The sequence below is a fragment of the Nocardia sp. NPDC051900 genome (genome assembly GCF_044452545.1).
In the GTDB taxonomy this organism is placed as follows: domain Bacteria; phylum Actinomycetota; class Actinomycetes; order Mycobacteriales; family Mycobacteriaceae; genus Nocardia; species Nocardia sichangensis.
Genome location: NZ_JBITBU010000015.1, coordinates 1 through 23,059, shown reverse-complemented (window position 1 = coordinate 23,059; position 23,059 = coordinate 1). Strand labels below are relative to the sequence as shown.

The 23,059-nt window shown below is 68.2% G+C and carries 22 protein-coding genes; 7 read left to right on the top strand and 15 right to left on the bottom strand.

Going from position 1 to position 23,059, the window contains the following annotated elements; all coding sequences use genetic code 11:
* The first annotated feature begins 36 nt into the window (after window positions 1-36).
* Window positions 37-984, top strand: a complete 948-nt coding sequence (locus ACIA5H_RS24585) for a hypothetical protein (RefSeq protein ID WP_397077477.1) — start codon at window positions 37-39, stop codon at window positions 982-984.
* A 39-nt stretch (window positions 985-1,023) separates the two neighbouring features.
* On the opposite strand, the gene ACIA5H_RS24580 is transcribed toward ACIA5H_RS24585, so the two are convergent.
* The 9 genes from ACIA5H_RS24580 to ACIA5H_RS24540 all read right to left on the bottom strand — a co-directional run bounded on the left by ACIA5H_RS24580 (window position 1,024) and on the right by ACIA5H_RS24540 (window position 10,610).
* The gene (locus ACIA5H_RS24580) at window positions 1,024-2,250 is read right to left on the bottom strand and encodes a cytochrome P450 (RefSeq protein ID WP_379252699.1); all 1,227 of its coding nucleotides are present in this window, start codon (window positions 2,248-2,250) and stop codon (window positions 1,024-1,026) included.
* Between the two features lie 10 nt (window positions 2,251-2,260).
* On the bottom strand, window positions 2,261-3,523 hold the full coding sequence (locus ACIA5H_RS24575) for a cytochrome P450 (protein ID WP_379252698.1): 1,263 nt from the start codon (window positions 3,521-3,523) through the stop codon (window positions 2,261-2,263).
* 203 nt (window positions 3,524-3,726) lie between these two features.
* Window positions 3,727-5,019 (bottom strand): cytochrome P450, encoded by a 1,293-nt coding sequence (locus ACIA5H_RS24570; RefSeq protein WP_355076565.1) that lies wholly within the window; start codon window positions 5,017-5,019, stop codon window positions 3,727-3,729.
* 298 nt (window positions 5,020-5,317) lie between these two features.
* Window positions 5,318-6,547: a cytochrome P450 gene (locus ACIA5H_RS24565; protein ID WP_355076567.1), complete on the bottom strand. Its 1,230-nt coding sequence runs from the start codon at window positions 6,545-6,547 to the stop codon at window positions 5,318-5,320.
* A 13-nt stretch (window positions 6,548-6,560) separates the two neighbouring features.
* Window positions 6,561-7,832 (bottom strand): cytochrome P450, encoded by a 1,272-nt coding sequence (locus tag ACIA5H_RS24560; protein WP_379252697.1) that lies wholly within the window; start codon window positions 7,830-7,832, stop codon window positions 6,561-6,563.
* Window positions 7,829-8,434, bottom strand: a complete 606-nt coding sequence (locus ACIA5H_RS24555) for an ATP/GTP-binding protein (protein WP_039805400.1) — start codon at window positions 8,432-8,434, stop codon at window positions 7,829-7,831. The genes ACIA5H_RS24560 and ACIA5H_RS24555 overlap by 4 nt, the downstream gene beginning before the upstream one ends.
* Entirely contained in the window at window positions 8,409-8,759 is a 351-nt protein-coding gene (locus tag ACIA5H_RS24550) for a DUF742 domain-containing protein (protein ID WP_039805398.1), read from the bottom strand. Before ACIA5H_RS24550 ends, ACIA5H_RS24555 begins: the two co-directional genes overlap by 26 nt.
* A 73-nt stretch (window positions 8,760-8,832) precedes the next feature.
* Window positions 8,833-9,258, bottom strand: a complete 426-nt coding sequence (locus tag ACIA5H_RS24545) for a roadblock/LC7 domain-containing protein (RefSeq protein ID WP_355076570.1) — start codon at window positions 9,256-9,258, stop codon at window positions 8,833-8,835.
* Window positions 9,258-10,610 carry a sensor histidine kinase gene (locus ACIA5H_RS24540; protein WP_355076571.1) on the bottom strand — a complete coding sequence of 451 codons (1,353 nt, stop codon included), beginning with the start codon at window positions 10,608-10,610 and terminating at the stop codon, window positions 9,258-9,260. The genes ACIA5H_RS24545 and ACIA5H_RS24540 overlap by 1 nt, the downstream gene beginning before the upstream one ends.
* A gap of 647 nt (window positions 10,611-11,257) precedes the next feature.
* On the opposite strand from ACIA5H_RS24540, the gene ACIA5H_RS24535 reads away from it, so the two are divergent.
* Window positions 11,258-11,689, top strand: coding sequence for an SRPBCC family protein (locus ACIA5H_RS24535; protein ID WP_379252696.1), 432 nt, complete (start codon window positions 11,258-11,260; stop codon window positions 11,687-11,689).
* Between the two features lie 9 nt (window positions 11,690-11,698).
* Here the strand turns inward: ACIA5H_RS24535 and ACIA5H_RS24530 are convergent, their stop codons facing one another.
* Window positions 11,699-12,415: an SDR family NAD(P)-dependent oxidoreductase gene (locus tag ACIA5H_RS24530; RefSeq protein ID WP_397077469.1), complete on the bottom strand. Its 717-nt coding sequence runs from the start codon at window positions 12,413-12,415 to the stop codon at window positions 11,699-11,701.
* An 85-nt stretch (window positions 12,416-12,500) separates the two neighbouring features.
* Between ACIA5H_RS24530 and ACIA5H_RS24525 the strand changes: the two genes are divergently transcribed.
* Both ACIA5H_RS24525 and ACIA5H_RS24520 read left to right on the top strand, forming a co-directional pair.
* Window positions 12,501-13,055 carry a helix-turn-helix domain-containing protein gene (locus ACIA5H_RS24525; RefSeq protein WP_356965396.1) on the top strand — a complete coding sequence of 185 codons (555 nt, stop codon included), beginning with the start codon at window positions 12,501-12,503 and terminating at the stop codon, window positions 13,053-13,055.
* 19 nt (window positions 13,056-13,074) lie between these two features.
* Window positions 13,075-13,893 carry an alpha/beta fold hydrolase gene (locus ACIA5H_RS24520; RefSeq protein ID WP_397077466.1) on the top strand — a complete coding sequence of 273 codons (819 nt, stop codon included), beginning with the start codon at window positions 13,075-13,077 and terminating at the stop codon, window positions 13,891-13,893.
* Between the two features lie 73 nt (window positions 13,894-13,966).
* On the opposite strand, the gene ACIA5H_RS24515 is transcribed toward ACIA5H_RS24520, so the two are convergent.
* Together ACIA5H_RS24515 and dapA are read right to left on the bottom strand one after the other, a co-directional pair.
* Window positions 13,967-15,505, bottom strand: a complete 1,539-nt coding sequence (locus tag ACIA5H_RS24515; protein WP_355076580.1) for a DHA2 family efflux MFS transporter permease subunit — start codon at window positions 15,503-15,505, stop codon at window positions 13,967-13,969.
* Window positions 15,502-16,437, bottom strand: a complete 936-nt coding sequence (dapA, locus tag ACIA5H_RS24510; protein ID WP_379252692.1) for a 4-hydroxy-tetrahydrodipicolinate synthase — start codon at window positions 16,435-16,437, stop codon at window positions 15,502-15,504. The genes ACIA5H_RS24515 and dapA overlap by 4 nt, the downstream gene beginning before the upstream one ends.
* Window positions 16,438-16,508: 71 nt before the next feature.
* On the opposite strand from dapA, the gene ACIA5H_RS24505 reads away from it, so the two are divergent.
* Window positions 16,509-17,384, top strand: a complete 876-nt coding sequence (locus tag ACIA5H_RS24505; protein WP_397077462.1) for a LysR substrate-binding domain-containing protein — start codon at window positions 16,509-16,511, stop codon at window positions 17,382-17,384.
* Between the two features lie 4 nt (window positions 17,385-17,388).
* Here ACIA5H_RS24505 and ACIA5H_RS24500 read toward each other — a convergent pair whose 3' ends face one another.
* Entirely contained in the window at window positions 17,389-18,045 is a 657-nt protein-coding gene (locus ACIA5H_RS24500; RefSeq protein ID WP_355076585.1) for an EthD domain-containing protein, read from the bottom strand.
* 113 nt (window positions 18,046-18,158) lie between these two features.
* On the opposite strand from ACIA5H_RS24500, the gene ACIA5H_RS24495 reads away from it, so the two are divergent.
* Entirely contained in the window at window positions 18,159-19,634 is a 1,476-nt protein-coding gene (locus tag ACIA5H_RS24495) for an MFS transporter (protein WP_379252688.1), read from the top strand.
* Window positions 19,635-20,099: 465 nt separating this feature from the next.
* Here ACIA5H_RS24495 and ACIA5H_RS24490 read toward each other — a convergent pair whose 3' ends face one another.
* Entirely contained in the window at window positions 20,100-20,258 is a 159-nt protein-coding gene (locus ACIA5H_RS24490) for a hypothetical protein (RefSeq protein ID WP_355076589.1), read from the bottom strand.
* Between the two features lie 750 nt (window positions 20,259-21,008).
* Between ACIA5H_RS24490 and ACIA5H_RS24485 the strand changes: the two genes are divergently transcribed.
* Window positions 21,009-22,085, top strand: a complete 1,077-nt coding sequence (locus ACIA5H_RS24485) for a hypothetical protein (RefSeq protein ID WP_397077457.1) — start codon at window positions 21,009-21,011, stop codon at window positions 22,083-22,085.
* A 9-nt stretch (window positions 22,086-22,094) separates the two neighbouring features.
* Here the strand turns inward: ACIA5H_RS24485 and ACIA5H_RS24480 are convergent, their stop codons facing one another.
* On the bottom strand, window positions 22,095-22,781 hold the full coding sequence (locus tag ACIA5H_RS24480) for a PAS and ANTAR domain-containing protein (protein WP_379252686.1): 687 nt from the start codon (window positions 22,779-22,781) through the stop codon (window positions 22,095-22,097).
* Between the last annotated feature and the right edge of the window lie 278 nt (window positions 22,782-23,059).

Here is a 23,059-nt window from a genome sequence, read left to right as displayed (position 1 = left end):
CCGCGTCGTCAAGGGCGGCGCAGTAAAATCCGTCCCATGGCGGTTACCTGGCCGGACGAGGTGGACGACGTTCTCGGCGGCGATCTGACGTGCGCCGCAGCGTATGTGACGCCCGCGGGCGGCGCGGTGGTGTCGGCGGTGTCGCCGATCGGGCTGCGCGACCGGGCAGCGGGCACGGTGGGGTTCACGACTTCACTCGGGTTCGGACGCAAGCTGGAGCGAATGAAGCGGGAACCCAAAGTGGCGCTGGCGTATCACGCGCGCGAGCACGGCATCGGAAGCCGGGACAACTCGCGATTCGTGCTGGTGCAGGGCACCGCGGCGTTCGACCCGACGCCCGACCAGGAGGCGCTGGACCGCCTCGGCGCCCAGGCCACGCCCTACCTGGGCGCACCGCGGCGCGGTGTGTTCTGGGACCGGTGGCTGCGCGCCTACTACGCCGATCGAGTGGTCGTGACCGTGACCGTCGACCGCATCGTCGTATGGCCGGACCTCGACGCGGCGGGCACGCCCGAGATCCTCGGTGCCGCAGCGCCTTCTGTCGAACCAGCGACACAGCAGCCTCCGGCGAAGGGGACGGGCCCCCGGGTGGACGTCGCCCGGACCGCGGCCCAGGCGGCGAAGCTGCCGCACCGGCTGCTCGGCTACCGGCAGGCCGACGGCTACCCGGCGGTCGTCCCGGTGCAGGTGACGGGGTCGAGCGCCGACGGTGTGCGGTTGACCGTCCCGGCGGGCCTGCCGCAAGGCGGACGCCGCGCCGGGCTGCTGGCCCACGAGTATCGGTCCCAGTTGATCGGCTTGGAATCGCGGCAGAACACCGGCTGGCTCGAGGTTTCCGGCACCGAGGCGGTGTACGCGCCGCACACCGCGTCCGGGTTCAAAGCGCCGCCGAACAAGACGATCCTGTTGCTCGGCAACGGTTTTCTCGCCCGGCGCGGACTCGCGAAGGCTCGCAAGTCCGGCTTGGTCGAAGCATTGCGCTGAACCGCGCCTCCGGCGGCGACCGGAGGCGCGGGTCAGCCCCTAGTCCGCCGCCAGATACACCGGGAGCCTGGCGTGCCCGTTGGAGATGAAACTGGACACGCTCCCGAGCTCGGCGGGATCGGCCGCCAGACGCAGGTTCGGGAAGCGCTGGAAGAGCGCGGGCAGGGCGACCTCGGCTTCCAGCCGCGCCAGGGGTGCGCCCAAGCAGTGATGGGCCCCGTAGCCGAAGGCCAGATGTTCCTTGCTCGCTCGCCGCACGTCGAACTCGCTCGCGGTGGGGCCGTGCAGTTTCGGATCGCGATTGGCCCCGGCGTAGGAGGCGAGAATCGGTTCACCCTTGGCGATGCGCAGGCCGTCGATCTCGATGTCGTCGGCGGCGAAGCGCAGCGGCAGGTGCGCCACCGGCGCCTCGTACCGCAGCGCCTCCTCGATCAGATCGGACCAGGCCGCACGCCCCTCGGTCACCTCGGCACGCTGGTCCGGGTGGGTCAGCAGCGCGAAGACGGCCTGATCGAGCAGGTTGACCGTGGTCTCGTGCCCCGCGCTGATGACGAGCAGCAGCGTGTCGATCAACTCCTGCTCGGTCAGCTGCGAGCCGTCCTCCTCGTCCCGGTGCGAGATCAGCAGGCTGGTCATGTCGTCACCGGGTGTCTCCCGCCGATAGGCGACGAGCTCACCCAGGATCCGGTACATCTCCATGTAGTTCGCCTGGGACTCCTCGGGCCCGAGCGACGTATCGAAGATGCCGTCGACGCATGTGCGCAGACCGGCGTTCAGGTATTCCGGAACGCCCATCAGCGCGCTGATGACCTGGATCGGCAGCGGGTAGGCGAAACCTTCCCTGAGATCGACCGCTTCGCCCGCCTGCGTCGCGGCGAGCGCGCCGAGCAGGTCCGTCGTGATCTGCTCGACCATCGGGCGCATCGCTTGGGTGCGGCGGTGCGTGAAGGCGGGCGCGACGAGTTTGCGCAGCCTGCGGTGGTCGGCACCGTACGCGGTGAACATGTTGTTCACCGCGACCCACGGCAACAGCGGCCAGTCCTGGGGTATCTCGCCGTTGATCAACGCGGGCCAGTGCTGCTTGCCGTCCTTCGACACCCGGGGATCGGCCAGCAACCGCTTGAGCACGTCGGCGTCGGTGACCGACCACGCTCGCACGCCGCCCGGCAATTCGACCGGGGTCACCGGCCCGCGCGCACGAATACGAGCGGACTCACCCTGAATGTCGGCACCCAGCGGGTCGAGGACCAGGGGTTGTGTGTCCATCGATGACTCCTTAGAAGACGGTCAGTGGAGGGGATTTCGGAAAGACGACCGGCAGGGAGACCAGAGCGCGGTGGAACGGTCCTGGCCGCCAGTTCAATTGATCGGGCCGCAGGCCCAACCGCATCTCGGGCAAGGCGTCGAGGATCTGATCGATCGCGTCCTGCACCACCAGGTACGCGGCCGACCGGGCGGGACAGGCGTGCGGGCCCACGCTCCACGCCAGATGGGCACGGCTGTCGGTGCGCTGCCCGACGCCGATCGCCGGGTCGTTGTTGCATCCGGCCATGCTGATCAGCACCGGCTGGTGCGCGGGTAGCCAGACATCATCGATGAGGATCGGCTGGCGCGGGAAGCTGACGCAGTAGTTCGCCATCGGCGGGTCGTTGAACAGCACCTCGTCGAGGGCGTCGCGCGTCGAGAGGCTGCCGCCGAGAAAGTCTCCCGCGAAACGTTCGTCGGTGAGCATCAGCAGCAAGGTATTGACGATGAGGTTCTGCATCGGCTCGATGCCCGCGCCGTAGAGCGTGACCAGCTGGTGGATCATCTCGACGTCGTCCAGCCCGGCCTCATGCTGCAACAGCCTGGACGTGATGTCGTCGCCGGAGTCCTTGCGCTTCATCTGCACGAGTTCGAACAGCGCGTCGGTGAGCATCGCGTTGCCCTTGTCCGCGTTGACGCCTTCGAAGATGGCGGCCATACCGGTCGCGACCTGCTGGCCGATGTCCGCCGGACAGCCGAGCATGGCATTGAGCACCGCGAAGCTGAGCGGGAACGCGTATTGGCTGATGAGATCCGCTGCGCCGTCCTCGCAGAAGGCGTTGATCAGCGGGATGGCGATCTGCTCGACGGTTCCGTGCAGCGCGTGCAGGTCCACCCCGGCGATGCTGGCGACGTTCGCCTGGCGGTAGCGCAGATGCTCGAGACCCGAACTTCGCAGCGCGTTCGGCCGCCACTCCAGCATCGGCAGGACCGGGCACTCGCCCGGAATGTCCTTCTGCCAGATCCGCGGATCGGCCGGGAAATGGTCGGGATCGTTGAGGATGCGCAGCGCGGTGTGGTAGCCGATCACAAGGGTGGCGGGCACGCCCGGCGACAGCTCGATCGGAACGAGCGAACCGAATTGGCGGCGCATTTCGCGGTACGCGTTGTGCGGATCTTCCGCGTATTCCTGCGAATACAACGGGTAACGAGGGCCGCTGGTGTCGATCGGCGAGCCGTGCGAGACGGGGCACCCATTCGCGGAAGTGGACGGCGGGAAGTGTGGCGTGGTCAAAGACGAAACTCCAGAGGAACGAACATGCGACGAACGCGATCGACCGGGCGCGTGCGCGCCGCGACGGCGAAGGTCGGCGTGATGCGTGGGGATCGGTGACAGGCCGGCGCACACCCTCATCAGCTGTGTGCACGACGACCTCTGAGCGGCAACCTCCTTCTGGACGGGAACGCGGCGACGGCGGCTTGTCGGACGGAGCACGGCTACTGCGCCGCGCTCCCCTCCGGCTGCGGGACATAGACGGGCAGGGGCGGTGATTCCGGGAAGAGGACCGGCAGGGCGGTCAGCGATCGATGGAACGGACCCGGGCGCCAGGTCAGCTGCTCGGCAGGAACACCCAACCGCATCTCGGGCAGCGCGTCGAGCAGCTGATCGATGGCGTCCTGGGCGATCAGATAGGCCACCGACCGGGCCGGACAGGTGTGCGGCCCGACGCTCCAGGCGAGATGAGCGCGATTGTCGGTGTACCGCCCCGTGTGGATCGCCGGGTCGTTGTTGCATCCGGCCATGCTGATGACCACCGGCTGGTGGGCGGGTAGCCAGACGCCGTCGATCAGGATCGGCTGACGGGGGAAGGTGACGCAGTAGTTCGACAACGGCGGGTCGGTGAACAGCACCTCGTCCAGCGCGTCGCGGGTCGAAAGGCTGCCACCGAGGAAGTCTCCCGCGAAACGTTCGTCGGTGAGCATCAGTCGCAGGGTGTTGATGATCAGGTTCTGCTGCGGCTCGATGCCCGCGCCGTACAGCATCAGCACCTGCTGGACCATCTCCGCGTCATCGAGATCGACCGGGTGCCGCAACATCCGGGAGACGATGTCGTCGCCGGGATGGGACCGCTTCAGCGTCACCAGGTTCGCCATCGCGTCGTTGAACATCGCGTTGCCCCGCTCGGCATCCACCCCTTCGAACATCGCGGCCAGTCCCATCGCCGCCTGCTGCCCGATCTCCGGCGGGCAGCCGAGCATCGCATTGATCACGGCGAAGGCCAGAGGGAACGCGTATTGGGCGATCAGGTCGGCGGAGCCGTCTGCGCAGAAGGTGTTGATCAGCGGAGCGGCGATCTGCTCCACCGTATTGCGCAGCGCGAATTGATCGATCTCATCGATGCCCGCGACGATGGCCTGCCGGTACCGGGCGTGCACAAGGCCGGAGTTGCGAATCGCGGCCGGACGCCACTCGAGCAGCGGCAGGACCGGACAGTCACTGGGCACGGTCTGCTGCCAGGTCCGCGAGTCGGAAGGAAAATGATCGGGATCGTTCAGAATGCGCAGCGCGGTGTGATACCCGATCACCAGCGTCGCGGGCACGCCGGGAGACAGCTCCACCGGCACCAGCGAACCGTATCTCGCGCGTGCCTGCCGATAGACCTGGTGTGGGTCCGCCGCGAAATCGTCCGCGTACAACGCGACCCGGGGTCCGTCGGAGCCGACCGGTGAACCGTGCGGGACCGGGCAGCCGGTGGAGAAGGACGATGTCGAGGACTGTGGGTGGGTCAAAACGTGACTCCAAAGTCGGAACGTTCGACGAGCAGGGTGGGCACACGACAAGCGTCCCGAAGCCCGGGAAGCGAATTGCCATGTGAGCGTCGCGAATTCGACACTACGTCGAATTCCGCTGCCGCAGAGCATATCTCGTGTGCCGAAACGGTGCGATCGTGCGTGTTCCCAAGTGCGTACGCCGACGGTGGAACACCTCCGCCCGCGTATCCCCGAGGGACACGCGGGCTGTCGAGTCCCGGCGCGGGACAGCCGAGCGCCCATGCCGGGTGTGATCGAGATGTTCTTCCCGGCCGACCTACTCCGTCGCCTCCAAGAACACCGGCAGCTCGGAATGACCGTTGGAGATGAAGCTGAGCACGGTGCCCAGCTCGGACGGATCGACCGCGAGGCGCATGTCCGGGAAGCGCCGGAAGATGGCCGGAAGGGCGATCTCGGCTTCCATCCGGGCCAGCGGCGCGCCCAGGCAATGATGCGCCCCGTAACCGAAGGCCACATGATCCTTGACCGAGCGACGCAGGTCGAACTGGTCGGCGTTCGGACCGTGTACCTTCGGATCGCGGTTGGCCGCCACGTAGGAGGCCAGGATCGCCTCCCCCTTGGGAATACGGACGTCGGCGATGTCGATGTCCTCGACGGCGTAGCGCAGCGGCAGGTGCGCGACCGGCGCCTCGTAGCGCAGCGACTCCTCCACCACATCCGACCAAGGGATCCGCCCCGCCACCACGTCGGCGCGCTGGTCCGCACGGGTGAGCAACGCGAAGATTGCCTGATCCAGCAGGTTCACCGTCGTCTCGTGCCCGGCGTTGATGACCAGCATCAGGGTGTCGACGAGTTCCTTCTCGGTCAGCTGTGAGCCGTCCTCCTCGTCCCGGCTGGCGATCAGGACGCTCGTGATGTCGTCGCCGGGCGCCTCCCGCCGGTACGCCACCAGTTCGCTGACGAGCCGGTACATCTCCAGGTAGTTGGCCTGGGCCTCCTCCGGACCGAACGAGGTGTCGAAGAATCCGTCGACACATTTCCGCACGCCTGGGCCCAGGTGCTCGGGCACACCCATCAGCTCGGTGATGACCTGGATCGGCACCGGATACGCGTAACCCTCACGCAGATCGACGGCCGTGCCGCGCGGGGTCGCGGCCAACTGGTCGAGCAACTCGGCGGTGATCGCTTCGATGCGCGGTCGAAGCGCCACCGTACGACGGTGCGTGAACGCGGGGGCGACCAGCTTGCGCAGCCGCCGATGCTCGGCGCCGTAGGCGGTGAACATGTTGTCGACCGCCACCCACGGGTGCAGCGGCCACTCCTCGGTGATCTCGCCGTTCATGAACGCGGCCCAGTGCTGCCTGGGATCCTTCGAGACGCGCGGGTCGGCCAGAAGGCTCTTGAGCACGACGGCATCGGTGATCGACCACGCCGGCACCCCGCCGGGCAGTTCCACCAGGGCCACCGGCCCACGCTCGCGCAGCCGCGCCGCTTCGCCTTGGATATCGGAACCGGTCAGATCCAAGACTATCGGCTCTTGCGACATCGGACGCTTCTCCTTACACCATGTTCAACGGAGGGGACTTGGGGAAGACGACCGGCAGGGCCGCCAACGCCCGGTGGAATGGGCCGGGCCGCCAGACCACTTCGTCCGCGGGCACGGCCAGCTGCATTTCGGGGAGAGCGTCGAGCAGCTGGTCGATGGCTTCTTGCACGACCACGGACGCGACGGACTTCGCGGGGCAGGCGTGCGGGCCGACCGCCCACGCCAGATGCGAGCGATTACCGGTGCGGTCGCCGCCGCGGATCGCCGGATCGTTGTTGCACCCCGCCAGGCTGATCAGCACCGGCTGGTGCGCGGGCAACCAGACGTTGTCGATCAGGATGGGCTGGCGCGGATAGGTGATACAGAAGTTCGCCATGGGGGGGTCGTTGAACAACACCTCGTCCAGCGCGTCACGCGTCGACAGCGCGCCGCCGAGCATGTCGCCACCGAAACGGTCGTCGGTGAGCATCAGCAGCAGGGTGTTGGTGATGAGGTTCTGCTGCGGCTCGATCCCGGCGCCGTAGAGGCTGATCAGGTTCGACAGCATCTCCTCGTCGTCGAGGCGGGCCGGGTGATGCGCCAACCGGGAAGTGACGTCGTCGCCCGGCTCCGCGCGGCGCTGGTGGATCAGCTCCATCAGCGCCTCGGAGAGCATCTGCATGCCCTTGGCCGCCTCGACGGTGTCGAAGAGCATCGCCATGCCGGTGGCGACCCGCTGCCCCAGTTCCGTCGAACAGCCGACGATCCGGTTGAGCACTTCGAAGACGAGCGGGAACGCGTACTGGGTCACCAGATCGGCGGACCCCGCCTGGCAGAAGGTGTTGATCAGCGGAATCGCGATGCGCTCTACCATCGAGTGCACCTCGTGCAGGTCGATGGCGTCGATGCTCGCGACGTAGGCGCCCCGGTAGCGGGCATGCGCCGCGCCGCTGTTGCGCAGCGCGTTCGGGTACCACTCCATCATCGGACGGATGGGCGAGTCCTCGGGGATGTTCTTCTGCCAGATGCGCGGATCGGCGGGGAAGTGCTCGGGATCGTTGAGGATCCGCACGGCTTCCTGATAGCCGATCACCAGCGTGGCGGGCACCCCTGGCGACAGTTCGATCGGGACCAACGAACCGTGGCGCCTGCGCATTTCCCGGTAGATCCCGTGGGGGTCGGCCGCGAATCCCTCGGCATAGAGCGGAATTCTGGGACCGTCGGTGTCGATCGGCGATCCGTGTGCGACCGGGCAGGCGCCGCTGGATAGGTGCGCGGGGTGGGTCGAGGACTGGGACGTGGTCAAATGCGAGACTCCAAACGGTGGAACAAGAATTCGACTAGCGTGATCAGCGAACGCAGGCACGTGCCTCGATCCCGGGCGTCCAGTGACGTCAGGGGAGTCCCGGGTTCCAGGTCGAGGGCATCGCGCACCTCGTCGAGCGGGTAGGGCCGGGCGCCTTCGAACTGGTTGACGGCGACCGAATACGGGACGCCGCGCTCCTCCAGCACCGAGAGGACCTCGTCGGACTTCTCGATGCGGCGGGTGTCCACCAGCACGAGCGCGCCGAGCGCACCGCGGGCCAGCTCCTCCCACAAGGGGACGAAACGCTGCTGACCCGGAGTGCCGAACAGGTAGAGCGCCAGTTTGGGACTGAGCGTGATGCGGCCGAAGTCCATCGCGACCGTGGTCTGCGACTTGCCGGGCAGCCCCGCCATGTCGTCGACGCCGACACTGGCTTCGGTGATGGTCTCCTCGGTGCGCAGCGGTTTGATCTCCGAGACGCTGCTCACGAACGTGGTCTTGCCGACACCGAAGTTGCCGGCCACCAGCAGTTTCACCGAGCGGGTCACGGTCTCCGGCACGTAATCGACGGCGCGATCAGACGGCGAGAGCACGGAGCCCATTGAGTACCTCCTCCAGCAGAGCGATCTCCGGCAGGGACTCGGCCGGGGTGGGGGTGACCAGGTGCCCGCCGTCCATGAGATCGGACGCGACGATCTTCACGACGGACGGCGGAAGGTCCAGGTACGCAGCGATCTCCGCGATCGACAGCGCACCCCGACGGCTGCACAGGGCCATGACCCGGCGCGCATCGGGCGACGCGCCGGGGAGTGGATCTTTGGCGGTCAGGACCAAAGTAACCAGGTCCAGCTCGCGAGTGGGGCGCGTACGCCCTCCGGTGCGCACATAAGCCCGGACCAGGTCCGGATCGCGCCGCGGCTTGCTCATGACGGCACCTCGCTCTCGCTCGGCTCCGTGCTGCCCAGCGGCGCAGTACCTCTGACTCGCTCGCTGCGCTCGATCATGGCATTTCGCTGCCGTCAACGCGCCTGCGCGGCTGGCTGCCGAGCTCGCGTCCGACCCGGCCTGCCAGCTCGTTCATCCGGTGGGCGACGAGGCCCACGTCGATGTCGTTGGTGGTCGCGACGCCGAGTAGCGCGCCCTCGCCTGCCGCGGTGATGAGGATCATCCCCTGGTCGTACTCGGTGATGTTCTGCCGCACGCCGTTCGTGGCGTCACCGCAGAATTCGCCGAGCGCCTTACCGAGCGAACGCAGGCCGGAGGCCGCGGCGGCGAAGCGTTCCGCCTCGTCGCGGGCGATCCCCGTGGAGTGCGCGATCCGCAGGCCGTCGTCGGACAGCAACACCGAGAACCGCACACCCGTGATGCTGAGATCTTCGAGTAGCCAGCCCAGTTTGTTGCTGCTGTCGGTCACGGGTGTGGCCATCAGGATGTCATCCCTTCCGTGTCATCAGATGCGGCGGCGCGGCCGCTCTTGGAGCCGGTATGCCAAGCTGCGGCGACCTCGGGGCGAGCGAGGCCGGGTTCGGTGCGCGGCCCGACCGGGGCGAGTGCGACCGTCCTGCGTCGCCGCTTGGGTAGCCCGCCGCTGGTGATCTCGCTCACCGACAGCGACGGCTCGTTCTCGCCGGGCTGTTCGCTCGGCGCGTCCTGCGCGGGAACCGTGACCGGCTCCGGTTTTGCCTCGGTCACGGGCGCGACCTCCTGGACGTTCTGCGGGGTGACCAGCAGCGACTCCGGGATGTAGACCATCGCGCGCATGCCGCCGTAGACGTTCGGGCCGTCGATGTAGACGGTGAAGCCGTAGCGGCGGGCCAGCGCGGCGATGCCCGGGAAGCCGACCTTCGGCGACGGGCCGAGCTGGTGGATGTCGACGGGCCGCTCGTGCGCGAGCACCTGGCGGGCCTCCTCCATCTGCTCGGCGTTCATCCGCACGCCCGCGTCATCGATGATGACGGTGACGCCGTGGTGACCCTCCTGGAAGTTGACGTCCACGTAGGAAGTCGGCGGCGAGTACCGCAACGCGTTGTCCAGCAGAGTCGCCAGTGTGTGCACGAGCGGTTCCACCGCGCGGCTGATCACGACACGGTCGAGCTGGTTGGGCCGCACCCGCAGGTACTCCCGGACACGGCCGATGGCGCCGCCGACCACGTCGGTCAGCGTCTGCGCGGGCCAGCGGCGGCCGGGCAGACCACCGCAGACGATCACGTAGGACTGCGCCTGGCGGATCATCTGCTGCACCGTGTGGTCGATGCGGGTGAGGGTTTCGTACACCTGATCGTCGCGATGCTCACGCAGCGCGGCGCTCACCACCTGGCTGACGTCGGCGCCGAGGCTGACCACGGAGGTGCCGAACGAGCGGACCGCGGCGCTGGTCGCCTGGCGCGATGCGGAGGCGACCTCGTTGCGCGCGGCCTCCTCGGCCGCCTTGATCGCCTGCTGTCCTTCGTTGTTGGTCAGCTCCCTGGTCTCCGAGCGCATCAGGCTCAGATCGTCGGCATACCGCTCGGAGATCCACCGCAGGATCTGCGCGAGCCGCGAATTCTCCATGCCCGCCTGGACTTCGACCGGGGGCACCTGGGACTCGAACCGGCGGATCGACTCGGCCACCGCGGGTAGCGTAGTGGCGGCGAACCGCTCGAGCGTGTCCTCCGTCGCGCGCTGTTCCCTGGCCAGAGCCTCGAGCTTGGCCCGCTGAGCCCTGGCATACTGTACTGCGTACAACGCCCCCGCTACGGCGATCACCAAAGCGACGGCGAGGATCCATGAAAGCACCACGGCGATATCTTGATTCATCAGTTCTTTCGTCGTTGACTGGTCTCGAGGAATCGGCCCACTGCCATCCTGCTTCGCTCGCCTTCCCTCGCCTGCCGACCATGAACGGACCGGTCGGTGGGGTCCGCGTCGGAGTACCGGAAATCCCACGACGGCACCGGCGCTCACCGAGAGCGCCTACCGCACAGTGCCCGCAGGACAGGCGATTACATGTCAATCGCCGACCGCCCGGATCGTGTCCGAACGGTAACCAGAACCCGACCATTCGCACATTAGCAGCATTCCAACGAACTCTCTGCCGATCCCACAGACACTTTCCGGATTCCCGGAACTGGGACGATAGGTGCCGCGGATCGCGACATAGCTGCGCAATAATGTTGGGCTGCCGCGCAACCCGTGGACCATTTGTCCTGCATATGGGCCCGCGCGTCGGACCAGCACCGGAAGCGCGGGGGCGGCGCGGAGGCCCCGAACGCCCACGGCGGCCGAGCCGAACAGGCGGAACGGCCGTTCGCTGACGCATCAACAAATGTATTGGCGGGTGCTCGAATTCGATTCCGCGAAGTAGCGTCCACCGCTGTGCGGGGAGTCCGCACGGACCGGCCTGCCTCGCCACCGACCGGACCGCCGGAGCCGGATACCATGCGCCCATGGCAAAGCTGAAGGTCTCGGTCGACGTTCCGATCTCGCCCGAGGAGGCCTGGACGCACACCTCCAACCTCGCCGAACTCGACAAATGGCTGACCATGCACGAAGCGTGGCGCGGCGAGGTTCCCGCCGAATTGACCGTCGGCACCCAACTGGTCGGCATCGCCTCGGTCAAGGGCCTGCGCAACCGGGTCACCTGGACCGTGCGGGCCGCCGAGCCGCCGCGCCGCCTGCGACTGACCGGCGCGGGCAAAGGCGGCACCAAACTGGGGTTGCAGCTGCTCGTCGCCCCGAAGGGCTCCGGTTCGGAGGTCACCGTCGACATCGAACTCGGCGGCGCGCCGCTGTTCGGCCCCATCGGATCCGGTGTGGCCCGCGCCGTCAAGGGCGATATCGAACGTTCCCTGGACCGCTTCATCGCCCTGTACGGCTGACCTCCGCCGTCATACGTCGATGGCGTCGAAGATCGTTTCGGCGCGGTCGCGGGTGCGATACATGCCCCACGCGGTATCGGCCAAGTCGTCCGGATCGAGAGTGTGGCCGTCCGCGCTGCCGAAGCGCGCCGGGTCGGCGGTGACCATCGCGTGGATGTCCCCGCGCTCGACGAGTCCGCCGATGGTGAGCGCGCCCGCATAGAGACCGCGCTCGGCCAATGCCGCGTTCAAGGTGAGCGCGTAGTTGCGCAGTGCCGCCGCGGCGAGGGCGAGGTGGCCGAGCATGGGCATGGGGCGGACGCTGGAGAGCCCGCCGGCGAAAAGTAATGCGCCTTTCCCACGATCGAGCATGCCCGGCAACACGTCGCTCACCACGTCGACCGCGGGCCACACCCACTCGAACGCCGATCGCGCCGTGGCCGCGTCGATGTCGGTGATCGGCACGGGCCGCTGCGTGGAACCCGGTCCGTAATAGACCATTCCGATCGGTCCCTCCTTGTGGATGTCGCCGAGTACCACGCCGAGCCGCGACCGGTCGGTGACGTCCGCGACGTGAGCGGTGGCGTGTACACCACGCTCCGCCAGGTCCGCGAGGTACCCGGCGTGCCGTGCATCGCTGCGCGAGATCAGCGCGACGCGAAACCCTTCCCGTCCGAAGCGCCGGGCCATCGACATCCCGAGGCCGGGGCCGACACCGACGATCACTGCTGTTCCCTGATCCGCCATGCGTTCTCCTTAATTTGAGGCCCCCCTCGATTTATCACCGTAGCACAGAATCTGAGGCATGCCTCAGGTTCGGTAGGATGATCGCGTGACCAAACCGCTGCGCCGGGACGCCGCTCGCAATCGCGACAATCTGCTGCGGGCAGCGGCCGAAGTGCTCACCGAGCAGGGCCTCGACGGCTCGCTGGAGGAGATCGCGCGGCGCGCCCGCGTCAGTATCGGGACGCTGTACAACCACTTCCCCACCCGCGACACCCTGATCGATGCCCTTCTGCCGCCCCGGCTGGCGGCGGTGGACGAGATCGCCGCCCGGGCGGCGGCCGAACCGGACGCGTGGACGGCGTTCACCGGATTCGTGGAAGACCTGCTCAACAGGCTCACCGCCGATCGCGGACTGCTCGAGGCGTTCACCGGGGATCATCCTGCGGCGGCTCAACTGGCGGAGGCCTGCCATCGCGGGATGTCGCACCTGTCGGCGGTGCTCGCGCGCGTCCGGGATGCCGGCGCGCTGCGCGCCGACGCGACCGACGAGGATGTCGTCAACTTGATGTGGGCGCTGTCGCTGCTCGGCGAGACCACCGGCTCGCCGTCGTGGCGGCGCGGCCTGGAGATCGTCTTCGACGGGCTTCGCGGCGATCGCTGAACGAAAGGATTTCGTAGAGGTGCCCTACGCAACGGCGGCCGACGGAGTTCGCCTCGCCTATCAAGTGGCGGGCACGGGCAGCGCGCTGGTCCTGCTCGCCGGTCAGGCCAACACCCACCACTGGTGGGACGGCATCCGCGCGGACTTCGAGACCGGGCACCGCACCATCACACTCGACTGGCGCGGCACCGGCGACAGCGACAAGCCCGACGAGGTGTACAGCACGCGGGGATTCGCCGACGACGTGGTCGCGGTACTCGACGACCTCGGCGTGCGGCGGGCCGCCGTCTACGGCACGTCCATGGGCGGGCGGGTGGCGCAGTGGCTGGCCGCGCGCCATCCGGACCAGGTGCACTCCCTGGTGCTCGGCTGCACTTCCCCCGGCGGCAAGCACGCATTCGAACGCGGTCCCGAGGTCAGGAGGTCGCTCGCGCAGCGTGACCCGGCCGCCGCGCGACAGGCTCTACTGGAACTGATGTACACCCCGGCCTGGCTGGCGAGCACGTCCGGCCCGTACAACACGCTCGGCGACCCGGCCATGCCGGTTTACGCGAAGCGCAGGCATCTGTACGCGAGCAACAAGCACGATGCATGGGATGTTTTGCCGGACATACGGGTTCCCACCCTGGTGGTGCACGGCACGGAGGACCGCTTCAATCCCGTCGCGAACGCTCCCCTGCTGGTCGAGCGCATCCCCGACGCGCGACTACATCTGATCGAGGGCGCACGGCACGCGTATTTCGACGAATTCCGCTTGGTGGCGAGCCCGGCCGTCCTGGCGTTCCTCCGCGAGGCGCGGCGGCGGCCCACCGCAGGCCTTGCCCACGGTAAGAAATAGGGGCCGCGGCGGCATCCGCCCGGCCCCTACGGCGGTAGGTCCCGGGATCGGCGGGCGATCCCGGGACCTACCGCTAGGCGTGCACCACTGTCGCCGCGTCGGCCCCCTGCGGGTTCTTCGGCTTGGTCCGCGGCAGGAAGGACGCCGGGATCAAGGTGAGCACGATCAGCACCAGCGCCACCACATAGGTGTGGCTGAACGCCTCCGCGGCCTGCTGCAGACCGGTTTCGACGGCGCCCGGCGGAAGCTGGCTCGCCAAGCTGGGATCGAAGTTGGCCGCGATCGCCGGGCGCGCCAGCGGCTGGTTGTTCAGCAGGTTGGTCAGCACCACCGACATCGTCGCCGTGCCGATGGAGCCCGCGGTCTGGTTGACGATGTTCATCAGCGTCGACCCGCGCGCCACCTGCTGGTGGGTGAGGGTCTGGATCGCCGCGGTCATGATCGGCATCATGGTGCAGCCCATGCCGAGGCCCATCACGAACAGCGCGCCGATCATGGGGAGATACGAGCTGTCCGCGTCGAGCTGGACGAAGTAGGCCGTCCCGATCGAGATCAGCGTGATACCGACCAGCACGATCTTGCCCGGGCCGATCTTGTCCACGAAACGGCCCGCGATCGGCATGCTGAGCATCGCGCCGATGCCCTGCGGCGCGATCAGCAGACCGGCTTGCAGCGCCGACTCACCGCGCACCTGTTGCAAATAGGTCGGCAGCAGCAGACCCGCTCCGAAGAACGCGATGGCGAACAGCACCATCGTGAGCACCGCGAAGGTGAGCGCGCGGTTGCGGAACAGGTGCAGATCGATCAGCGGGTGCTCGGTGCGCAGCGCGTGGAACACGAACGCGACCATCAGCACCGCGCCGATGGCGGCCGGGATCAGCACCCGCGCCGCGAGCACCGTCCCCTGCTCCGGGATGGAGGAGACGCCGAACAGGAACAGCGCAAGGCCGGGCGAGGCCAGCAGCATGCCGATGAAGTCGAACGACTCGGACGGCTCCGGCTTGTCGCTTGGCAGCACGATGAACGCCAGCGTCAAGGCGATCACGCCGATCGGCAGGTTGATCAGGAAGATCCAGTGCCAGCTGAAGTTCTCGATCAGCCAGCCACCCAGGATCGGGCCGCCGATCGGGCCGAGCAGCATCGGCACGCCGAGCACCGCCATCACCCGGCCGACCCGCTGCGGACCGGCCGCATGGGTCATGATCGTCATGCCGAGCGGCATCAGCATGCCGCCGCCGAGGCCCTGGATCACGCGGAACGCGATCAGCGATTCGATGTTCCACGCCGTGCTGCACAGCAGTGAGCCGAGCACGAAGAAGGTCAGCGCCATGATGTACAGCCGCTTGGTGCCGAAGCGGTCGGCCGCCCATCCGGTCAGCGGGATCACGGTGGCCAGCGCCAGCGTGTACCCGGTCATCGTCCACGCCGCGATGGCGTAGCTCGTGTCGAACTCGCGCTGGAAGGTCGGGATCGCGACGCTGACGACGGTGATGTCGAGAATCGACATGATCGCGCCGAGCACCACGACGCCGGCGACCTTGAAGACGGCCGCGTCGAGTTTGTCGGTGGCCGGGTCGGGCCCAGCCGCCTGGGTATCCGGAGGTTGTGTCACCGCTTAAGCGTGGCACCTTCACGGCCGCAATACCAGTCATTACGGGTTCCCGTTGCCGGAAATTCCGCCAGCGCGACCAAGGCGGCCCGAGTCGCTGCCTCGCTCGCGGGCAGCAGAGGCAACCGTACCGCAGGGCTCGGTATGCGGCCTTGCGCCGCGAGCACCGCTTTGATCACCGCGGGGTTGGGTTCGGCGAACAACGCGGCCGACAATACCGCGAGCCGGTGACCGAGCGTCCGCGCCACATCGACCGGACCGGAGCGCCACGCGGCGACCATCGCCGCGAACGACGAAGTGTGCACGGCGGCCGAGGCCGCGATCGCGCCGGACGCGCCGAGGGCCAGCAGCGGCGCGGCGAACAGGTCGTCGCCGGCCAGTACGGCGAAGTCGGCGGGCCGGGCGGCCATCAGCGTGACGGTGGCGTCGTCGACGGCGCCGACGGCATGCTTCAGGCCGATGACGTTGGGCAGGTCGGCCAGCGCGAGGAGTGTCGCGGTCCCCAGGGAGAGTCCGGTCCGGTAGGGGATGTGGTAGATGATCAGCGGCGCGGGAGAGGCCGCCGCGAGTTCGCGGAAATGCGCGAGCACGCCCGCCTCGGAAGGGCGCGTGTAATACGGGACCACGGTGAGCGCCGCGGTGGCGCGCGGATCCAGACCGGCGAGGGCTTCGACGGAGGCCGCCGTCGAGTTCGATCCGGCGCCGACGATCAACGGCGCGTCGCGTTCCCGGCACACGCGCGCGCAGACGGCGATCACTTCCGCGCGCTCGGCGGCGGTCAGAGTCGCGGGCTCCCCGGTGGTGCCGAGCGCGACCAGGCCGGTCGCGCCGTCGTCGAGGACTTGGCGGGCGAGCCGCTCCAGCGCGTCCGCGGCGAGTGCGCCGTCGGCCGTGAACGGGGTGACCAGAGGAACGAAAAGACCTGCGAGCGTCATGACGATCAGCCTCGCCGCTGGAATTCATCAGATCCAGTTCACGTTTCTGTCGCAGACCATAAGCTGAACTTATGCTCGACGTCCGCAAACTCCGCCTACTGCGGGAACTGTCGCACCGCGAGACCATCGCGGCGGTCGCGGAGGCCCTCGCTTACACTCCTTCGGCGGTCTCCCAGCAACTCGCCGCACTGGAACGGGAAGCGGGCGTGCCACTGTTGACGCGGACGGGCAGGCGGGTGACGCTGACCCCGGCGGCCGTGGCGCTCGTCGGGCACACCGAGCGGATACTCGCGGTGCTCGAGCAGGCCACCGCCGAACTGGCCACGATCCGCACCGAACTCACCGGAACCTTGCGCATCGGCGCGTTTCCGACCGCGGTGCGGACCATCCTTTCCCCCGCGCTCGTCGCGCTGAGCAGCGCGCATCCCCGGCTGGAATGGCGTGTGACCGAATTGGACCCGGCGCTGGCGCCCGACGCGCTGCGCGCCGAGACGCTGGACGTCGCGCTGATCCAGGAGTACGACTACGCTCCGGTCCCCGCCGATCCCGCGTTGCACAGCGAGCCGTTGTTCGAGGAGATCGTCCATCTCGCCGCGCGCACCGCCGAACCGCTAGCCGCGCATCGCGAAAGCGCTTGGATCGCAAGCACTCCCGGCACAATGTGCCACACCATGACGATGCGTGCCTGCGAGGCGGCGGGCTTCACGCCCAGGATCCGGCATCACGCCGACGACTTCGGCACGGTCCTCGCGCTCGTGGCCGCGGGTCAGGGTGTCGCGCTGGTCCCGGAATTCGGTACGCGGGATTGCCCGCCGGGCGTCATCCTCGGCGCGCTGCCGATGCGACGGCGCACGCACCTCGCCTACCGGCGCGGCACGGGCGACCATCCCGCCGTGCGCGCCGCACGCGTCGCGCTGCGCGAATCGGCGGGGCGCTCCGGCCGCTGAACCCTCAGCGCAGCCGATATCGGCTGGTGGGCACGACATCCAAGTTCCGGTCACCGCCGAAGGTCGCGACGCTGGCCATCAGCCGATCGATGCGGCGCGCCAGCTCCGCTCCGTCACCGCCGCTGCCGTAGAAGGCGTGCGGATCGGTGAGCGCCGCGAGCGGGAAGAGCTCCTCCACGATCCCGGCGATGTCCGGCGCACCGGCCGTCGCGGGCCCGGTCACGACGTTCTGCACGTAGCCGAAGGTCGCCTGGGTCTCGATGGCGACGGCGGTGTGCTGGTTGCGCCAGCGATCCAGCCACTCGGCATGCGACAGGTCGTCCGGTTTACGCAAGAAGGCGAAGTTCGACAGGCCCGGCGCACGCTCGAGCACCGCGGTGACCGGCGGGGGAATCGGCGTCACCTCCTCGACATGCCAGCCTTCCACCCGCTCGGCCACGGTGCTCAGCACCCGCGCGGCCGCCTCCGCCTGCGGCGCGTCCGCCCACCAGACGCTGACGACGGCTCGCACCGGTTCGTCGAACGACGTGATGCGCAGCATCGCCGTCTCGACCGCCGCGTCGGAGATGTTCGCCTGCACCGCGGCGGCCCCGGTCAGGAGCGGCGCGAAGTCCGCCGCGAGCAGGTCACCGACGCCCCACAGCGCAAAGATGGTCTTCATCGACAGGCCACTTTCTAGAACACGTTTCACTCGTGTTCGAGCCTAACGCACCCGCGCGGTTGGCGGCTCGGGCTCGGGGTATCCGATCCGCAGGCTTGCGAAGGTGGTGATCCGTGCGGACCATATCGACCGACATACCGGCCAGGCTGGATCGTCTGCCCTGGTCTCGGTGGCATTGGATGATCGTGATCGGGCTCGGGTCCGTCTGGATCCTCGACGGTCTCGAAGTGACCGTCGTCGGCAGCGTGGCCGCGCGGCTTTCGGAACCGGGCAGCGGCCTGACCATCACGGCCGCACAGGTTTCCGGCGTCGCGGCGGCGATGTACGTCGCGGGCGCGGGCTCGGGCGCTCTCTTCTTCGGTTGGCTGACCGACAGGTTCGGCCGCAAGAAGCTGTTCCTGATCACGCTCGCGATCTACCTCTTCGCGACCGCCATGACGGCGTTGTCGTTCTCGATGTGGTGGTTCGTCTTGTTCCGCTTCCTCACCGGCTTCGGCATCGGCGGCGAATACGCGGCGATCAACTCCGCGATCGACGAGCTGATCCCCAAGCAGTACCGCGGACGCATCGACATCGTCATCAACGGCACCTATTGGCTCGGCGCGGTCGGCGGCGCGTTGCTGTCCATCGTCGCATTGAACACGAATCTGTTCCCGCCGAATGTGGGCTGGCGCTTGACCTTCGCGCTCGGCGCCGTGTTCGGCCTGATCATCCTGCTGGTGCGCAGACATGTGCCGGAAAGTCCGCGCTGGCAGTTCATCCACGGTCACGAAGACGACGCGGAACGCTCGGTCACCGCGATCGAGGCGCGCGTCCGGGACGACACGGGCGCCTCGCTCGCCGACGTCTCCGATCACCGGATCCGGATTCGGCAGCGGCGCAGCATCTCCTTCCGGGAGATCGCGGCGGTGATGGTGCGGCACTATCCGCGGCGCAGCGTGCTCGGGTTGTCGCTGTTCATCGGGCAGGCGTTCCTCTACAACGCCGTCACGTTCAACTACGCGCTCATCCTGTCCAGATCGTTCGGCATTCCGGACGACCGGGTCGGCTATTACTTCGCGGTCCTCTGCTTCGGCAACTTCCTCGGCCCGTTGCTGTTGGGCAAGTTCTTCGACACGATCGGGCGCAAGCCCATGATCGCGGGCAGCTACCTCGGCTCGGCCGTGCTGCTGCTGGGCACGGCATGGCTTTTCGCGGCGGGCCACCTGAACGCGACCACGCTCACCGCCTGCTGGACCGCGGTGCTGTTCGTCGCGTCGTGCGGCGCCAGCGCGGCGTATCTGACCGTCAGCGAGATCTTCCCGATGGAGACCCGCGCCATGGCCATCGCCTTCTTCTACGCGATCGGTACCGTCGCGGGCGGCGTCGCGGGACCGTTGGTGTTCGCCGGGCTGACCGCGGACGGCGAGCCGGGGAAGACGGCCCTGGCGTTCACCATCGGCGCGCTCGCCATGTTCGCGGCCGGTCTGGTGGAACTGGCCTATGGGGTGCGCGCGGAAGGGCGGTCGCTGGAGGATTTGGCCGAGCCGCTCAGCGCGACGCCCGAGCGGGCGCGCGTCGAGGCCGGCCAGCCGCCGCCGAGCGGATAGGGACGACACCGCGGATCGTCGCTGGCGATCCCCCGCCGCAAACCCATTACGGCACTTGGCCACAAACGCCACCCGCGCGGCGGCGGAAACGGCGTGACGACCACGCAGAACGCAGGCCGGACCTGCCCCGGAATTCGCGGGGCGGTCATGGATGGGACGAGTCGCTACATCCTCGCAAGTCGAGCCGAACTCGGAGCGAGTCTTCGATTTCGAACTCCGCGAAATGTGAATGTCATGTAAACGCGCGGGGTTTTCGGTGAACTCGCTCCCGGCCCACTGTTCACGCAACGAACGACATTCCTCATCGCCCTGTGCGCGCGGCGCTTTCGGCTATGCCGCGGAAAACACTTGCACACATTCGGGCGAAGTCGCAGAACAACTCACTGCCCGCAATTACGCGCCGAGGGCCGGCCGCGGCGGCCGGCCTTCTGCACGTCGCGGCGAAACCGACGAGCCCGCGGCTCGTCAGTTGTGCCGCGGGTCGGCGGCCGAGGCGTGTGGCCGGGTGATCCGGCGATGCGCCATGACTTCGGCCCACCAACTGCTCAGCGGGCTCGGGTCGGGCCATACGATCCGATCTCGTTCTTCGTCGTCCGCGACGGGCGCTTCGGGTTTCTCGATCACGATGACGTTCCTCTGCGCTGGTGCACGTAGCCGTACACATACTTGCGGAGAGCCCTCGTGTCCGTGCGCGCCGGTAGTTTCGCGACAGAGCGCGTCGAATCGGCTGAACGTCGAGCAGCGCGGGTTCCTCGCCCCTTTTTATCGGATGACCGCGCTGTCGATCCGATACACCCCACATTTACCACAGCCGACGTGAAACAAACCGCTCTTTTCGGTTTACGATCTGGACACCAAGCGGTCGCTTGTTTACATTTTTCGGCGCTGAACAGTGGAAATAGCGGGTTCGACCGGGTTTCTTACACGAAACCGAAAAAGCACCGGGTGGTGAAACACACGCGGCCAACTCGTCGCCTTCACCCACGGCCGCCGCGCTGACAGTGATCGGCCTCGGCCGCGTGTACGCGACTCCGGAACGCGGCGCGGTAGCGGCGGCGGTTGCTCCGGTCGGAGCCGCGGAGCTTTCCCCGCATCGTCACACCCGACCACGAAGCCCGGAAGGCTTCGTAAATTCCTCGGCTACAACTCGTGTGGCAGCGCGCTCCCACACGAACGCGCCGCGCCCGAGCACCTGCGTTCGCTGATTCGGCTCGACACGCCCGGGTACCCGCCGATTGTGGTGCACCGAACCGAAGCCGTCGGCACACACGAGGAAGTCACCTGGCGCCGAGCGGCACGGACCGAGTGGTCGCCGATGGTTTCCGACGACCACCGGCACGGACCTTCGCGGCCAGGGATGCCCAGGTGATACCGATGGCCGACCTCCGCCGCATAATCCATAAGCACGGGCCCTTCGTATCGGTCTGCTTCGACAGTTCCCACGACACCGAGGACGCGGCGCGCGGCACCGAACTGCGCTGGCGTTCGATCGACGCCGAACTGGACCGCAGCGGAGCCCGGCCGCGCATCCGCAGGCTGCTCGCCCAGGCGATCGAACTGCACCCACCTGCGCGGGGGCGATGCGGCAGGCTGCTCATCGCCGACGAGACCGAGGTGCTCGCCGACGAACGTCTACCGAGCCCGCCCGACATCGAGACCGTCCGGGTGTCGCCCCTGCCCTACCTGCTGCCGCTGATCGAGGCGCAGGCGGAGAAAGTACCGCATGTCGTCGCCCTCGTGGGCCGAGTGGGCTCGGAGTTGTACGGACTCGACGGCCACGGCAGCGAAACGAGGCACACCCTCCGCAGCGCCGGCCATCCGGTGCTCGAGCCTCGGCGCGACGACTGGTCGCACCGCACGATCCGGCAGCGGATCGAGGACACGGCGCGACGCGACGTCCGCGAGTTCGCGGGCGAGCTGGACCGGCTCGCCGATACCGTGCGCGCGGAGGTCGTCGTGCTCGCCGGGGAAGCCTTGGCACGTGCGGAACTTCGGGCGGTGTTCGATGCGAAGGGCAGGGACGTCATCGACGCCGAAACCGGCACGCTGACACCGGGTTCGGACCCCGATGCGCTCGACGCCGAGGTCCGCGAGATTCTGCACCGGGTGGCGGCGCGGCGGCGACGCCGGGTCCTCGAGCGCTTCGCCGCCGAGATCGAGCGCCCGGACGGCTTGGCGGTGGCCGGACTGGCCGCGACCACCAGCGTGCTGCGCGCCGCCACGGTGGAGCGGCTACTGCTCGATCGCGGGGTGCTTGGCGACCGGTTGGTGCTGGCCGGGTCCGCCCCGAACCCCCTGATCGGCCCGGCCACGAACGGCTCGGCCGGTGAGATGCGCCGCGCCGACGAGGCGCTGCCGGTGGCCGCTCTGGCGATCGGGGCCGAGATCGTCCTTGTCGACGCCGTGGCAGCCCTGCACGACGGGGTCGGCGCCGTGCTGCGCGACCACTAGGACCGCTCCCTACGACTTCGGGATGCGCTCGTGCAAGGTGAGCAGCATGTGGTCGAAGGCGGTCTGCACCCCGGGCGGAGCCGGGGGCAGCCGGTCGATTTCGGCGATGAGCTGGGCGGCGAGGTCGCGCAGCTTGACGTTGGTCTCCTGCGAGCGCCACTGCAATACGTGAAATGCCTGGTCGGCGTTGATCCGGTAGACCCGCATCAGCACGCCTTTGGCCTGCTCGATCAGCGCGCGCGCTTCGACGAGTCGCGGCAGCGTGTCGTCGAGCAGATCCTGGCGGTCCTCGGCGATGGTGGCCGTCAGGTCGACGTAGTAGCCCGCGGTGCCGACCACGGTGCCGTTCTTGTCGGTCATGGTGTCGCCCAGTACGAGCACATGGTGCGGCACACCCGCGGTGTCGATGATGCGATGACGGCTGCAGAACGGTTGGGCGTTGCGCACCGACTTCTCGATCGCCTCCGCGACGTGATCCCGGTCCTCGGGGTGCTTGTGCGCGAGCAGCAACTCGGTCGTCGGCGTCACCGCGTCGGGTCCGTAGCCGTGCATCGCGGCGACCTCGTCCGACCACTCCCAGTGCTGGTCGGCGAACCAGAACCGGAAGCTTCCCGTGGCTTGCGGGATCCCCGCACCGACTACCCGGGCTATGGTGCCTTCGGCCGTGTCCACGGTTGAGTCGCCCGATTCGTTCATCGCGTAAGTATGCTCCTACCTGCAGCGTCTCACCTGATCCCGGCGATCGAAGCGGACTTCGACCGCACACCGCACGCGGTGACAACATCATCTTATTCCCGGCGAAGCATGGCCGACCGGACGATTCGCCGCGAGCCCGTCGCCATGGCCGGGATAGTCTTGGGGTCGTGGGGGGGGGGGGGGGGGGGGGCGCGCGCGCCCGCGGCGGCGAGCGTGACGGCGAGGTGGGCGAGGAGCCGCCGCGGCACCGGGTATAATATGAGGATATTATGTGAGTA